The organism is Tepiditoga spiralis, assembly GCF_014701195.1.
GTDB classification, from domain to species: Bacteria; Thermotogota; Thermotogae; order Petrotogales; family Petrotogaceae; genus Tepiditoga; species Tepiditoga spiralis.
In genome coordinates, this window is the sequence record NZ_AP018712.1 from 1966419 (window position 1) to 1981437 (window position 15019).

Sequence of the window (15019 nt, forward strand, 5' to 3'; positions counted from 1 at the left end):
AGCACTTATTAATAAGTGCTGATATTTTGATCTATACCATTAAAAATAGTTTTTAATATATTTAAGTTTTTATCCAAAACAACTATATTTGCATAAAACTCTTCTTTTATTCTACCAATTTTTTCAAGCTTTAAATCTTTTGCAGCATTATAAGATGAAACTTTTGATAGTTCTTGTAGAGTACAATTTGTAAACTTTTTAAAATTTTTTACTGCATCTATAAACTTTAAAGTACTTCCCGCAATAGTACCATTTTTTAATGTTGCTTTATTATCTTTTACAAATACATTCAAATCTCCAAGTGTATAAGTACCATCATTTAAATTTGTTGCAGATATTGAATCAGTAATTAAAAATAATTTATCTGCCCCCTTTATTTTATAGACCATATCTATAAATTCCGGAGAAGTATGATAACCATCACAAATTAATTCTAAATTAAAATCAAAATATAATCCACTTCCCATTCCACCAATTTCTCTATGATGTAAAGGTCTTAATGCATTTGGAAAATGTGTTATTCTATTTATCCCTTTTTTAAAAGCATTTTTAAAATCTTCATACTTTCCATTAGAATGTCCAATTGAAAGTTTAACATCATTAAAAGCTGATATATCATTTAATTCTGGAGAAATAGTCATTATTTTTACTATGGGTCTCATTAATTCATTTAACTCTTCATTAGTAAATATTCTAATATAATCAGGATTTTGAGCTCCCATTTTTTCTTTATTTATAAAAGGTCCTTCAAGGTGGACTCCTTTTATTGATGTATCATTTATTTTTTCAACAGTATCCAAAACTTTCAATAAATTCTTATTAGAAGCTGTTACTGTTGTAGGGAAAAATGTAGTAACTCCATTTTTGAAATTTAATAAGCTCCATTTTTTAAACTCTTCTTTTGTAGCATTCATCGTATCAATTCCATTGTAACCATGAGTATGCGTATCTATAAAACCTGGCATTAATATCTTGTCATAAGATAAAGTTTTTTGAGTTATTTTTTTTATAATGTTTTTTTCAATTAAAACTTCTCCAGTATATTCACCATCCAATGGATCAACAATAAGACAATTTTTTAATATCATAATATCACTGATTTAGAAAGATTTTTAGGATTATCTGGATTTAGTCCTTTTAAAATTGCTAACTTATAACCTAAATATTGAATAGGTATAATTCTTAATGGTGTTTCAAAACCACTTAAATTTTTTATATTTATTTCTTTCTTTTCACCAATTGTAAGAACACGAGCTCCCATTTTTATTAATTCTTCCTCCAAAGATTTCTCCATTTCAGTTCCAGTAGTATTAAAAATTACTAAAGTTTTATTTGTTAACGTAGATTTTGGACCATGTCTATATTCTAATGGTTCATGAAATTCACATCTTGCAAGAGCCATTTCTTGTAGTTTTAAAGCTCCTTCCTTTGAAATCCCATAATTTTCATTGAATCCTAAAAAAACAAAATGATCATAATTTTTTAAGTTTAATTTATCTATTTTTTTTATAGATTCATCTAATACTTTTTTTGAATCTTCTGATAAATCAAATTCTTTTATTCCATTTAACAAAAAATTCAATATATAAACAAAGGATCCCGTCATAACAACACTTTCTTCATTTGCAAAATCAAAAACAAAACTTTCATCTGTATTTTTTACTATATCTGTATCCTTTCCACAGGTTATTCCTATTGTATGTATATTTTTCTTTTTTAAATTTTTTGCTGAATTTACCGTTTCTGTTGATGTTCCTGTCCTTGTTATTAGTATTGCTTCATCGTAATTTTCATTATCAAATAATACAATATTTCCACCTGTTTTCACATTAGCACTATACCCATTTTTTTTCATTACTTCAGAAACAGTTAATCCAATATTATAAGAAGAACCGCATCCAACAAATAAATATTTTTTTTCTTTATTTAATTCAAAAGATATTTTTTTATTTAATAATTTAGGTATTTTTAAAATTTCTTCTAAAGTTTTCATAACATTCCTCCTGCTAATAAGCACTCTAAATTTTTAGTTGTAAATTTAAAAATAATATCTTCTTCAAATTTATCTACAAAAGTATCATAAAAGTATTTTGACTTAAATGTACCTCCATGTAGATAAAGTATATTTGAATTTATTCTTTTCAAAACAATTTTACAACGATTAGCTAAAATATTTGTTCCTTCATTTACCAAATCATCAATTAATTTACTTTTTTCATTTAAGAGAACTGGAGTAAAAGATGCAATTTTAGTTTTAAAATTATCTTCAGATAATAAATTTAATATATCTGAAGTTTTACTTAATTTAAAATATTTTTCTAAACTTTCAAATATTTCATCATAGTTTCTAAGATTATCTTTATACTTTAAATATTCCTGTATACTTCTTAATGAAAGCCAAAAACCACTTCCTATATCTCCAAATAAATATCCCCATCCTCCATTCTGATATCTTTTATTATTAATTTTATCAATACCCATAACATTTATGCCTGTTCCACAAATTATTACAGCAAATTTTTTTTCATTTGTAACTTCAACAAGTGCTTCTATATCATTTTTTAAAATGATATTATTTATTTCAAAAACATTTTTTAATATATTGTATGTTTTCTCTTTTATTTTTTCATTTTCAACTCCAGAAAGAGATGCAACTATTTTATCAACTTTACCAGTAATTTTTTTTAATTCAGAAAATTTTTTAGTTAAAAATTCTGAAGTTTCAGCAGTTAAATTAACTCCAAACTTTAAAACTGCTTTTTTATTATTTATACAATATCTTAAATTACTTCCACCACCATCAATTCCCAATATTTTCAAAAATTTTTCACCACCTTAAATTTATATTTGTCGGCTCTGTAAACTGCTACTACGTACTCTATACAAATTCCATTATCTAATTTTGTTATTTGCCTCCTCAAAGCTGCTGGTGAATTTTTCTTTTGCTCTAAATATTTTGATTCTTCTAAAGAAAGTTGCGTTACTTCAATTGTTTCTTCTGCATACTTTAAACTTAATTTATATTCATTAATTAATATTGAGTATAACGATTTTTTATTCATATCTTCATCTAATATATTTAATAATCTTATATCTGCCGCAAGATTTAAATAAGCAGTCTCTATCGCATATGGTTCTTCATTTCTATATCTAATTCTTTTTAATTTAAGTATTTTTGAATTTATAGGAAGATTAAATACAGGAATTAACTCTTCTGGAATTGTAATTAAAGTATTTTCTAAAACAATAGATTTACTACTAAATCCATTTTTTATAGATTCATCAGTAAAACTAGAAAGCCTTGTTAAAACTTCTTCAGTCTTAAAACCATTAAAAAAAGTTCCAGTTCCTTTTACTCTTTTTAAAAGACCTTCTCTTACAAGTTCGTCCAACGCTCTTCTTACAGTTAATCTACTTACATTATATGTTTCACACAATTCTAATTCTTTTGGAATTTTATCTCCTTTTTTATATTTATTATTAATAAGATCAGATTTTATTTTTTTATATACAGATAAATATAGTGGATCTTTCGTCATAATATCACCTCTAAAAAACTATACATTATTATATATGTAATAACATACATAATTTATTTTACAATATTTTTTTTTATTTGTCAAATATAAAAAATTAAAATTACTTATAAAAGCATTATTTGATATATTTTTTCAAATATAAGTAATTACATATATTTGAATTTATCTTTCTTATAATAAAAAATTAACATAATTAATCTTAATAAGTTTTAATTACTATTTATAATCTAAAATTGTAAAATTTAGCATTTTGAAAAATATGTTAAATGTAGTATTATTAAGTTAGTTGCATGATGCACACAACTAAAAAGGCGGTGAAATATGCTTAAAATAAAAAACAAAACACAACATTCAATACTAAAATATATATGGTTAAAAGATACTTTTACAAGACAAGAATTAAGTGAAAAATTAAATGTTGATCGTTCTACAATATCAAGAAATTTAGAAGTTTTAATGAAACAAAATTTAGTTTTAAAAAATGGTGAAACTAGTTCAAGTAAAAAAGGTGGAAGAAAGACAAATTTATTATCTTTAAATAAAAATAGTTTTTATATTATTGGAATTTCAATAACTGGAAAAGAAGTATATTCTATATTAACAAATATAAAAGGAGAAATTATTGATTCATTTTCTATTTCAGGTCATATTAACAATAGAAATATTGATAAAAATATTTATAAAATTATTGATCAATATTTAAATAATTATGAAAATATTGTTGGTATTTGCTTAGCAATGCCTGGAATAGTTGATTCTCAAAAAGGAATAATTATTTTATCTGATGAATTAAATTTAAAAAATTATAGTTTAAAAAGTATTTTAGAAGAAAAATATAATATTTTTGTTTATATAGAAAATGATGCAAATGCTGGTGCTGCTGCTTATTTATTACATTCTAAACTAAAAATTTCAAATCTAATTTATTTTATATTCTTTTTTCCTAATAACTTAATTAATTTAGAAGGATTAGGTGCAGGAATTATTATTAATAAAAAACTTTATAATGGATCAAATAGTGCTGCTGGAGAAATAAAATTTAATAAATATGAATTAAATTTTTCTATTACTTTAGATGATATTAAAAATTATGAAAATTCAAAGAAAAAAGAACTTGTAGATAGTTTTTTAAATATAATTTCAGAAAAAATAGTTCAAATGAGTAGTTTTTTAGATCCAGAAAAAATAATTTTAGGTGGAGACATAACTTTATTTTCTAAAAAAATGAAAAATTACTTTATTTCAAACATATGTTCTAAACTAAATAAAAAAAATAAGTTCATAGTTATTGATACCGGTGAAATAAAAACTGTTGCTGTCGGCACTGTAACTGCTTTTTTAAATGAAGTTATGAATAACTTTGAATTTATTTCAAAAATACAAAATTAAAGTGGAGGTGGATGGTGTGAAAACCAAGTTACTTATTTTTGTTCTAGTTATTTTTTCTGTTTTATCATTTTCAAAAACTAAAATTGTTTTATGGCAATTCATGATGGGGGATGATGTATCTAAAAATATTTTAGCTGGATTTGAAAAAGAAAACCCAGATATAGATGTTGAAGTAGTTCAATTATCTTGGGCAAATGGTTTCGATAAAATAGTAACAGCTTTTGCAGCAAATGCTGCTCCAGATGTTTTAGAACTCGGAAACACCTGGGTTGCAAACTTTGCAAAACAAGGCGTTTTATTTGATATGTCTAACACAATGAAAAACAATCCAGAAATTGTAGGATGGAATCAATCAGAATTTAATGGTAAATATTGGGGAGTTCCTTGGTTATTAGGAACACGTGCAATGTACTATAACATAGATTTATTCACAAAAGCTGGATTAGATCCAACAAACCCACCAAAAACTTGGGATGAAATGTTAGAAGCTGCAAAGAAAATAGATGCTTTAGGTTCAGATATTCATGGTGTCGCAATGGCTTCTGGCGAACCTTATTCTCCTTGGCAAGAATGGTTTTTACCAGCAGTTTGGGGTAATAGAGGAAGAGTTATTTCAAAAGACTTAAAAAAGGCTACATTTAATTCAATTGAAGTACAAGAAGCTGCTAAATTTTATAAAGATTTATCAAAATATGCCTTAAAAACAAAGATTTCAGATTTACAAGCAGCTTTTGGAGAAGGAAAAATCGGAATGTGGATTACTGGTAGTGGTGCAATTTCTCAATTATCTTCTACATATCCAAATACAAATTTCTATGTTAGTTATGTACCAAAACCTTCAAATTATAGAGGATTTAGTGCATCATTTGCAGGTGGAGAAATTTTAACTATTTCAAATCAATCAAAAAAGAAATATGCAGCAGTTAAATTAATAAACTATTTAACAAGACCAGAAGTTGCTATGAAAATAACAAAAAGAGTACCTGCAATATTCCCATCTAATTCAAAAGCTTCAAATGATCCATGGTTTGAGGATAATCCAATGTCTTTAATTTTCTTTAAACAAAATGCAACTGCAGTACCTGTTCCACCACATCCAAAGTGGGGAGATATTCAAACTGAAGTAACAAGTGCAATAGAAGAAATAATCTTAAATAATGAAGATATTAATAAAACTTTAGATAAATACAACAAAAAAATACAAGAAATTTTAGATAATTCAAAATAAAAGTTTTTTCCGGAGGTTCCTTTGAATCTCCGGATTTTAGGAGGTATGATTTGTGAAATCAAAAACCAAACAAAGATTAACTATATTATTTTTTCTTTCACCATGGTTAATATCATTTTTAATCTTTGGTTTATATCCCATACTTTTTTCTATTTATGTTAGTTTTACAAAATATTCTGGAATAAATCCAACTATGGAGTTTGTAGGATTAAAAAATTATATTCATGCATTTCAAGATGAAACATTTTTAATAGCATTAAAAAACACATTTATATTTGTAATAGGAACAATACCTTTTACAATAGGAATTGCTGTATTAATAGCTATTTTATTAAATACCTATAAAAAAGGAAGTGGAATTTTTAAAGCAGGCTTTTTTTTACCTTCAGTAATATCAATGGTTGTAATATCAATGATATGGATTTATTTATATAGTTCAAATGGTTTTTTTAATACCATTATATCTTTTTTAGGCATGCATGTAGATCAAAGAAGTTTTCTTGCTAATCAAAAAACTGCTTTAATTTCAATAATGATTATGGATGTTTGGGCTGCCTTTGGATACTATGTTATATTAGTTTTTGCTGGACTTCAAAATATTCCAGATTCGGTTTATGAAGCTGCTAAAATAGATGGTGCAAATCCAAGACAAGTTGCTTTTAAAATTACACTTCCAATGTTAAAACCTACTTTGTTTTTTGTTATTTCAATAAATACAATTCGTTCATTTCAAATATTTAGTGAAATTTATACAATGACTGGTGGTGGCCCACAAAATGCCACTCAAACTGTAGTTCATTATCTTTATCAAGTTTCATTTAATAAATTTCAAATGGGTTATGGTTCAGCAATTTCATATATACTATTCATAATAATAATGACAATTACACTTGTTCAAAAAAGAGTTTTGAGGAGTGACTATTAATGACAGTAAAAAAAATAAATTTAATATTATTAAGCATATTATTAATTTTTTCTATGATACCTTTATTCATGATGATAATGACATCTTTAATATCTCAAGGAGATCTTTTTCATATAGTAAAAGAAAAAACTTTATTGGATTTTGAATTAAATCCAATGTTTTTAAGAAATAAAATGAGTGTAATTGGAAAGTATAAAATAATAAATTCTCCATATAGCAAAGGTATTGAAATATCAAGCAACAATACTTCGGGTTTAATTTTAAAAGTAAGAGATAAAGATATGAATACAATTAATAGTATTGATTTTTATATTAATGCTAAAGATATAAAATCTTTTGATATTCTTTTAAAGGATATAGATGATAATCAACAAAAAATATCTTATAATTTAATGAATAATTATAAATGGGAAAAAATTTCTCTAAAATTAAATTTAAAAAAATACAATAACATAGATATTAAACATATATCTAAAATAGAATTATTATTTAATTCAAATAATCCTATTCAAATTGATGAAGTAAAAATGAGTTATAAATTTCCAACTTTATATAATTTTATAAAGGTATGGAAGGAAAATGACTTTGCAAGATATATATTAAATAGTTCTCTAGTATCTATACTTTCAGTTGCAGGAAATTTATTATTTTGTACTATGGTAGCTTATGTTTTTGCTAGAAAAAACTTTAAAGGAAAAGAAATATTATTTGCTATAGTTCTTGGAACAATGATGATTCCACCACAAATTACAATTATTCCAATATTTATTTTAATGAGTAAATTACACTGGATAAATACTTATCAGGCTTTAATATTACCCTCAATAGTTACACCTTTTGGAATCTTTTTAATGAGACAGTATATAGAACAATTACCAAAAGAACTTGATCAAGCAGCATATGTTGACGGCGCAAATGATTTTCAAATATTTACAAAAATAATATTACCTTTAAGTGGTCCTGCATTAGCAGTTCTTGGTATTAATTCTTTTATTAGCAGTTGGAATGACTTATATTATCCATTAGTATTAACAAACACACCAGAAATGAGAACTGTCCAAGTAGGACTTGCTATGTTTCAAAAATTAAATCAAGTTAGTTGGCCAATATTAATGGCAGCTTCTACTATTGCAGCAGTTCCAGTTATTATAATTTTTTTAATTTTTCAAAAAAAGATAATATCAGGACTTGTAGATGGCGCAGTAAAATCATAAGAAATGGAGTGATAAAATATGTACTTTGATATAAGAGGAATTGTAGAAGGGTTTTATGGAAAACCTTGGACTCATCAAGAAAGAAAAGATCTAATAAAATTTATGGAAAAAAATAATTATAATCTATATATTTATGCGCCAAAAGCAGATACATATCATAGATTTAATTGGGGAAAAAAATATCCAAGCTCATTTATGGAAGAATTTAAAGACTTAATAATAGAAGGTAAAAAAAGTAACATTGATGTTTCAATCGCAATAAGCCCTGGACTTTCATTAAAATATTCAAACAATGATCAATTATTAAAACTAAAGGAAAAATTTGAAACTTTTATAAATATAGGAGTTAAAACAATTTGTTTGTTTTTGGATGATATTCCTACAAACTTACAGTATGAAGAAGACAAAAATAAATATAATGATTTAGCTGATGCACAACAAGATTTTACTAATAAATTATATAATGAACTTTCAAACAAAATAGAAAAATTTATATTTTGTCCAACACATTATCATGGTGAAGTTGGAGATTATCAAAAAAAATTAGGAAAAACTTTAAATAGTGAAATAGAAATAATTTGGACAGGACCTGAAGTTTGTTCAGAAAAAATCCCTTTAAATGATTCAGAAAAAATTAGTAAAGCTTTTAAAAGAAAAGTATTGTATTGGGATAATTATCCTGTTAATGATTCAACAATGGTTTCAGAAATGCACTTAGGACCTTATATTGGAAGAGATAAAAATTTATTTAAAAATTCAAAAGGTTTTTTAATAAATCCAATGAATCAAGCATATGCTTCAATGATAACTTTAGGAGCAATATCTGAATACTTAAATAATCCAGAATCATACGATCCAGATATTTCATTAAGAAACTCAATTTCAAGATTAACTAATTTAAAAAATGAATTATACGAATTTTCAAAAGTAAATGTACAAAGTCCTTTAAATAAAGAAAACACATATACTAAAAATTTTATAAATACTTTTAATAAATTATATGAAAATTCATCTTCAAAAGGTATAGAATATTTAAAAAATGAATCAAAAAAAATTTTTAAAATTTATTCTAAATTAATGAGCCTTCAAAAAAAATTAAAGGAAAATTTAATTCCATGGTTAAAAAATTATAAAAATTCTGGTTTTTTAATTGAAAAAATATCAGAGTTAATTGAATTATCTCAACCATTAATACATGAAAAATTTAATAATGAGGATATAAATAAATTAAGAAAAAAAATTTTAGAAGTAGAAAATTTACTAAAATTATGTATAGAATTAGATACAAAAGTTTATGGTGAAGACTTAATAAAATTTGCATTAATACACTTGAAAAACGCTAAAGGATTTATAAAATTGAATATATTTTAGTACTAAAAAAAGCATTTTGAAATTTTCAAAATGCTTTTTTATTTTTAACATATTGAATTTTGAAGTTTAACTATAAAATATGAGAAAAATTTCATTTTATTGACTGTAAGTTTTTTTAATTGCTTAAAATTATATTTGAAAAATTTTTTATTATAGTTTATAATGATTTTGGTTTTTAAATTTATGAAAAAAAAGTAAAAAAAGGAAAAATAAGATTTTCTTTTTGTAAAAAACAGTCTAAGGAGGAGTCAATATGAAAATAAATGTATATAGTGAAATAGGTAAATTACGGAGAGTGTTATTACATCGGCCAGGAAAAGAGTTAGAAAACTTAGCCCCACGCTACTTAGCAGATCTTCTATTTGATGATATACCCTACCTAAAAAAGGCACAAGAGGAACACGATGCATTTGCCAACCTTCTAAGAGAAAATGGCGTAGAAGTAAAGTATGTAACAGATCTATTCGTAGAAGCCATGGACTCACAAAATAACAAACTTGACTTTGTAAAAGAATTTTTAGACCTATCTGAAATAAACAATCAATATATAAGAGAAGCCTTAATAGAGATGTTAACTTCAATGAGTACAAGAGAAATGGTAGACAAGTTAATAGCAGGAGTAAGAACAAATGAATTGAAGTTAAAACAAGATATATTTTCAGTAAAGGTAAGAAAAGCCAAGTTAGGAATACCCTTCTTTTTAAATCCAATGCCAAACTTATACTTTCAAAGAGATCCAGCAGCAACAATAGGAAAAGGAATAACAATAAATAAAATGAGAACACCAGCAAGAAGAAGAGAAGCAATGTTAATGGAATATGTAATAAATAATCATCCAGAATACAAAGGAACACCAAAGTATTATGAAAAAGATTGTCCATACGCATTAGAAGGTGGAGATGTATTAGTATTAAACAAAAAGACATTGGCAGTTGGAATATCTCAAAGAACAGATCCAGAAGCACTAGAAGCATTAGCAAACAACATATTTCATAAATATGGAGATTCATTTGAAAGCATATTGGGATTTTTAATACCAGAATCAAGAGCATACATGCACTTAGATACAGTATTTACAATGTTGGATTATGATAAGTTTGTAGTACATCCAAAGTTAGAAGGAATAATAAAAATATTTGTATTGAGAAAAGAAGATAAAGGATATTCAGTATCAGAAGAAAGTGGAGAACTATCTGAAATATTGAAAAGACACTTAGAATTAGAAAAAGCAACGGTAATAAGATGTGGAGACTCAGATGAAATAGCAGCAGAAAGAGAACAATGGAATGATGGATCAAATGCATTGGCAATAGCTCCAGGTAAGATAATAGTTTATGATAGAAATTATGTAACCAACAGATTATTTAAAGAAGCAGGAATAGAAATACTCGAAATCCCATCAAGCGAACTCTCAAGAGGACGTGGAGGTCCAAGATGTATGAGTATGCCACTATTTAGAGAAGAATAATATAGTTCTCAAACATTAAAAACTCAAAAATTAAAATAAAAAATATTGAAAATAAAACACAACAAAAAAAGTGAAGGAGGAAGGATACAATGTCAGTAAACTTAAGAGGAAGACACTTTTTAACATTAAAAGAATATACACCAGAGGAAATAAGATACTTATTGGATTTATCAATGGACTTAAAAGCAAAAAAAAGAGCAGGAATAAAAGGAAACTTATTAGAAGGAAAAAATATAGTATTAATATTTGAAAAGTCATCAACAAGAACAAGATGTGCATTTGAAGTAGGAGCATATGATGAAGGAGCAAATGTAACTTACTTAACAAATAGTCAAATGGGAAAGAAAGAAACAATAGAAGATACAGCAAAAGTATTAGGAAGATTCTATGATGGAATAGAATTTAGAGGATTCAAACAAGAAACAGTAGAAACATTGGCAAAATATGCAGGAGTACCAGTATGGAATGGGTTAACAGATTTATACCACCCAACACAAATCTTAGCAGACTTTTTAACAGTAAAAGAACATGTAGCAAAACCATTAAATAAAGTAAAATTTGTATTCGTAGGAGATGCAAGAAACAATATGGGAAACTCATTAATGATAGGAGCAGCAAAAACAGGAATGGACTTTGTTGCATTGGCACCAAAATCATTATGGCCAAGTGAAGAACTTGTAAATGAAATGAAAGAAGTAGCAAAGGAAACAGGAGCAACAATAACATTAACAGAAAATGTAGATGATGTAAAAGGAGCAGATGTTATCTATACAGATGTATGGGTTTCAATGGGAGAAGAAGACAAATTTGAAGAAAGAATTAATTTATTAAAAGATTATCAAGTTAATATGGAAATGATAAAGAAAACAGAAAATGATGATGTTATCTTCTTACACTGTTTACCTTCATTCCATGATAAAAATACAGTTGTAGGTAAAGATATATTCGAAAAATTTGGTCTTGAATCAATGGAAGTTACTGATGAAGTATTTAGAAGTAGACATTCTAAGGTTTTTGATGAAGCTGAAAATAGAATGCATACCATTAAAGCTGTTATGGTTGCTACTATTGGAAATCTATAAGGAGTTCCCAAATGAATATAAATACAGATATTTATAAAGATAAATTAATTGATTCACTAAAAAAACTAATCAGTATTCCAAGTGTTTTAGATGAAAATGATTCAAATTATCCATTTGGAAAGAATATAAATGATGCTTTAAATGAAACTTTAAAATTATGTACTACTTTAGGCTTTAAAACATATAGAGATGAAAACGGATATTATGGATATGCTGAAATTGGTCAAGGTGAAGAATTAATAGGTATTTTAGGACATTTAGATGTTGTTCCTGCAGGAGAATTAAGTAATTGGAAGTTTCCACCATTCGAATGTACTGTTCACAATGAAAAACTTTATGGAAGAGGAACACAAGATGATAAGGGTCCTTTATTATCTGCTATTTATGGTACAAAAGCTTTAATGGATTCTGGTTTTAATTTTAAAAAAAGAGTTAGATTTATATTTGGAGTAGATGAGGAAAATCTATGGCGAGGAATAAATAAGTATTTAGAAAAAGAAGAAACTCCATCAGTAGGATTTACTCCAGATTCTGTTTTCCCTTTAATTTATGCCGAAAAAGGATTATTACAAGCAACTTTAAGTAGTAAAACTAATACGAATATATTTCTTGATGGTGGAAAAGCTTTAAATGCTGTTCCTGATAAAATAATTTACTCATCAGAAAAAATAGATGAACTTGAAAAAGAGTTAAAAATTTTAAATTACAATTATTCAAGAAAAAATGATGAAATAATAATTCATGGAAAAAGCGCTCATGCTTCTACTCCACAACATGGTATAAATGCAATTTCAAGATTATGTATTGCTTTAAAAAATATTGGTATAGAATCAAATACAATTAATTTTATTGCTAATGAAATTAAAGAAACATATAATGGAGAATTAATAATTCCTAATTGTGAAGATGATGTTTCTGGAAAACTCACTATAAATATAGGTAGAATCTTTATAAATTCAGAAAAAGAAGAATTAGGTATGGATATTAGAATCCCAGTAACTATAAAAAAAGAAACTGTTGTAAATAAAATTAAGGAAAAAGCTTCATTATATGGATTAGATTATAATGAATATGATTATTTAGATTCTATATATATCCCTAAAGATCATTTTTTAATAAAAACTTTAAGAAAAGTATATGAAGAAGAAACCGGTTTGGATTCAACCCCACTTACCTCTGGCGGTGCCACTTATGCAAGAGCAATTAAAAATTGTGTTGCTTTTGGAGCAATTTTTCCAGATAGTGCTGAAACAGAACATCAACCAAATGAATACATTGAAATAAAAGATTTAGTAAAATGTATGAACATATATTCTAAAGCAATTTTTGAGTTAGCAAAATAAATTTATGGAGGTATTGTATTTATGAAAAAGTTTAAGATGCCAACAGCTTATACAATTCTAATGATAATAATTGCAATAGTTGCAATTATGACATGGGTTGTTCCAACTGGAAACTATGATTATGTTGATCCAAATGCATCAAAGTTACAACCTATTCCAGGAACTTATCATAGCGTTCCAAAAAATCCACAAGGTATAGGTGCAATTATTAAGGCTCCAATCGATGGTTTTTATGATGCTGTAGATGTAGCTTTATTTGTAATTGTTATTGGTGGATTTTTAGGTGTAGTTATGAAAACAGGAGCAGTAGATGCTGGTATTGCTTCTGTAACTAAGAAATTAAAAGGTAGAGAAAAGTTAATGATTCCAATTCTAATGATTTTATTTGGTCTTGGTGGAACTACCTTTGGAATGTGTGAAGAAACAATTGCCTTTTATCCATTAATAATTCCGGTTTTTATTGCAGCTGGTTACGATGCTATTACTGCTGTTGCTGTAATAATGCTTGGAGCTGGTGTTGGTGTTTTAGCTTCAACAGTTAATCCTTTTGCAACTGGAATTGCTTCTGGATTTGCAAATATTTCTCTTGGTGAAGGTATTGGTTTAAGACTTTTTATGCTTATAGTTGGTGAAGCTATTACTATTTTTTATGTTATGAAGTATGCAAAAAAAGTAAAACAAGATCCAAGTAAATCTTTAGTTGCAGATATGTTTGATAAAAACAAAGAACATTTTTTACATGCAAAATCAGAAAATGATTTTCCAGAGTTAAATGGAAGAAGAAAAGCTGTTCTTTGGATTTTTGCAGCAACGTTTATTGTTATGGTTTATGGTGTAATTCCATTTTCTGATATAGGTATTACAGCAATTCCAACTCTTTACTGGTGGTTTGGGGAATTAACAACATTATTCTTTGTATCAGCTGTAATAATAGGTATCGTTTATGGAATGAAAGAAGAAGAATTAGTTGGAGCATTTATAAATGGTGCAAGAGATTTATTGGGTGTTGCAATAATAATTGGTGTTGCAAGAGGTATAACTATAGTAATGAATAATGGTAATATAACAGATACCATTCTTCATTTAGGTGAAGGATCATTGGCAAAATTAAGTTCTTCTGTTTTTGCAATAGTAACTTATTTATTCTATTTACCTTTATCTTTCTTAATCCCTTCAACATCAGGATTGGCAACTTTATCTATGCCTATTATGGCTCCACTTGGAGACTTTGCACATGTATCAAGAGATATAATTATAACTGCTTATCAATCAGCAAATGGTATACTTAATTTATTTACACCAACGAGTGCAGTTGTTATGGGTGGTCTTGCTATTGCAAGAGTTCCTTACGGAACATGGCTAAAATTTTTATGGAAATTATTAGCAATATTATTCGTATTCTCTATCTTATCTTTAGTAATAGGTGTTGCTTTATAAAAAAAATAACCCAAGTAAAATAC

13 protein-coding genes are annotated in these 15019 nt (G+C 26.1%); 9 read left to right on the top strand and 4 right to left on the bottom strand.

What is annotated here, in order from left to right:
* Positions 1 to 8: 8 nt before the first annotated feature.
* From nagA to IGS63_RS09220, 4 genes are read right to left on the bottom strand one after another with little or no spacing between them, the layout of a single operon-like run.
* Positions 9 to 1088 (bottom strand): N-acetylglucosamine-6-phosphate deacetylase, encoded by a 1080-nt coding sequence (gene nagA / locus IGS63_RS09205; RefSeq protein ID WP_190614364.1) that lies wholly within the window; start codon positions 1086 to 1088, stop codon positions 9 to 11.
* The gene (locus IGS63_RS09210; protein ID WP_190614365.1) at positions 1085 to 1993 is read right to left on the bottom strand and encodes an SIS domain-containing protein; all 909 of its coding nucleotides are present in this window, start codon (positions 1991 to 1993) and stop codon (positions 1085 to 1087) included. The genes nagA and IGS63_RS09210 overlap by 4 nt, the downstream gene beginning before the upstream one ends.
* Positions 1990 to 2820, bottom strand: coding sequence for a BadF/BadG/BcrA/BcrD ATPase family protein (locus tag IGS63_RS09215; protein ID WP_190614367.1), 831 nt, complete (start codon positions 2818 to 2820; stop codon positions 1990 to 1992). The genes IGS63_RS09210 and IGS63_RS09215 overlap by 4 nt, the downstream gene beginning before the upstream one ends.
* A complete protein-coding gene (locus tag IGS63_RS09220; protein ID WP_190614369.1) occupies positions 2817 to 3539 on the bottom strand; it encodes a GntR family transcriptional regulator in 723 nt (240 codons plus the stop codon). Before IGS63_RS09220 ends, IGS63_RS09215 begins: the two co-directional genes overlap by 4 nt.
* A 321-nt stretch (positions 3540 to 3860) precedes the next feature.
* Here IGS63_RS09220 and IGS63_RS09225 point away from each other — a divergent pair, with 321 nt between their 5' ends.
* The 9 genes from IGS63_RS09225 to IGS63_RS09265 all read left to right on the top strand — a co-directional run bounded on the left by IGS63_RS09225 (position 3861) and on the right by IGS63_RS09265 (position 14996).
* Positions 3861 to 4928, top strand: a complete 1068-nt coding sequence (locus tag IGS63_RS09225) for an ROK family transcriptional regulator (protein WP_190614371.1) — start codon at positions 3861 to 3863, stop codon at positions 4926 to 4928.
* 16 nt (positions 4929 to 4944) lie between these two features.
* Entirely contained in the window at positions 4945 to 6156 is a 1212-nt protein-coding gene (locus IGS63_RS09230) for an extracellular solute-binding protein (RefSeq protein ID WP_198423045.1), read from the top strand.
* Between the two features lie 52 nt (positions 6157 to 6208).
* Positions 6209 to 7081: a carbohydrate ABC transporter permease gene (locus tag IGS63_RS09235; RefSeq protein WP_190614373.1), complete on the top strand. Its 873-nt coding sequence runs from the start codon at positions 6209 to 6211 to the stop codon at positions 7079 to 7081.
* Positions 7081 to 8295 carry a carbohydrate ABC transporter permease gene (locus tag IGS63_RS09240; RefSeq protein WP_190614376.1) on the top strand — a complete coding sequence of 405 codons (1215 nt, stop codon included), beginning with the start codon at positions 7081 to 7083 and terminating at the stop codon, positions 8293 to 8295. The genes IGS63_RS09235 and IGS63_RS09240 overlap by 1 nt, the downstream gene beginning before the upstream one ends.
* Before the next feature lie 18 nt (positions 8296 to 8313).
* The gene (locus tag IGS63_RS09245; RefSeq protein ID WP_190614378.1) at positions 8314 to 9666 is read left to right on the top strand and encodes a protein O-GlcNAcase; all 1353 of its coding nucleotides are present in this window, start codon (positions 8314 to 8316) and stop codon (positions 9664 to 9666) included.
* A 253-nt stretch (positions 9667 to 9919) separates the two neighbouring features.
* Positions 9920 to 11134 (top strand): arginine deiminase, encoded by a 1215-nt coding sequence (arcA, locus tag IGS63_RS09250; RefSeq protein ID WP_190614380.1) that lies wholly within the window; start codon positions 9920 to 9922, stop codon positions 11132 to 11134.
* 89 nt (positions 11135 to 11223) lie between these two features.
* Positions 11224 to 12216, top strand: a complete 993-nt coding sequence (gene argF / locus IGS63_RS09255; RefSeq protein WP_190614381.1) for an ornithine carbamoyltransferase — start codon at positions 11224 to 11226, stop codon at positions 12214 to 12216.
* Between the two features lie 11 nt (positions 12217 to 12227).
* On the top strand, positions 12228 to 13559 hold the full coding sequence (locus IGS63_RS09260; protein ID WP_190614383.1) for a M20 family metallopeptidase: 1332 nt from the start codon (positions 12228 to 12230) through the stop codon (positions 13557 to 13559).
* Positions 13560 to 13580: 21 nt separating this feature from the next.
* Entirely contained in the window at positions 13581 to 14996 is a 1416-nt protein-coding gene (locus tag IGS63_RS09265; protein WP_190614385.1) for a YfcC family protein, read from the top strand.
* Positions 14997 to 15019 lie beyond the last annotated feature (23 nt).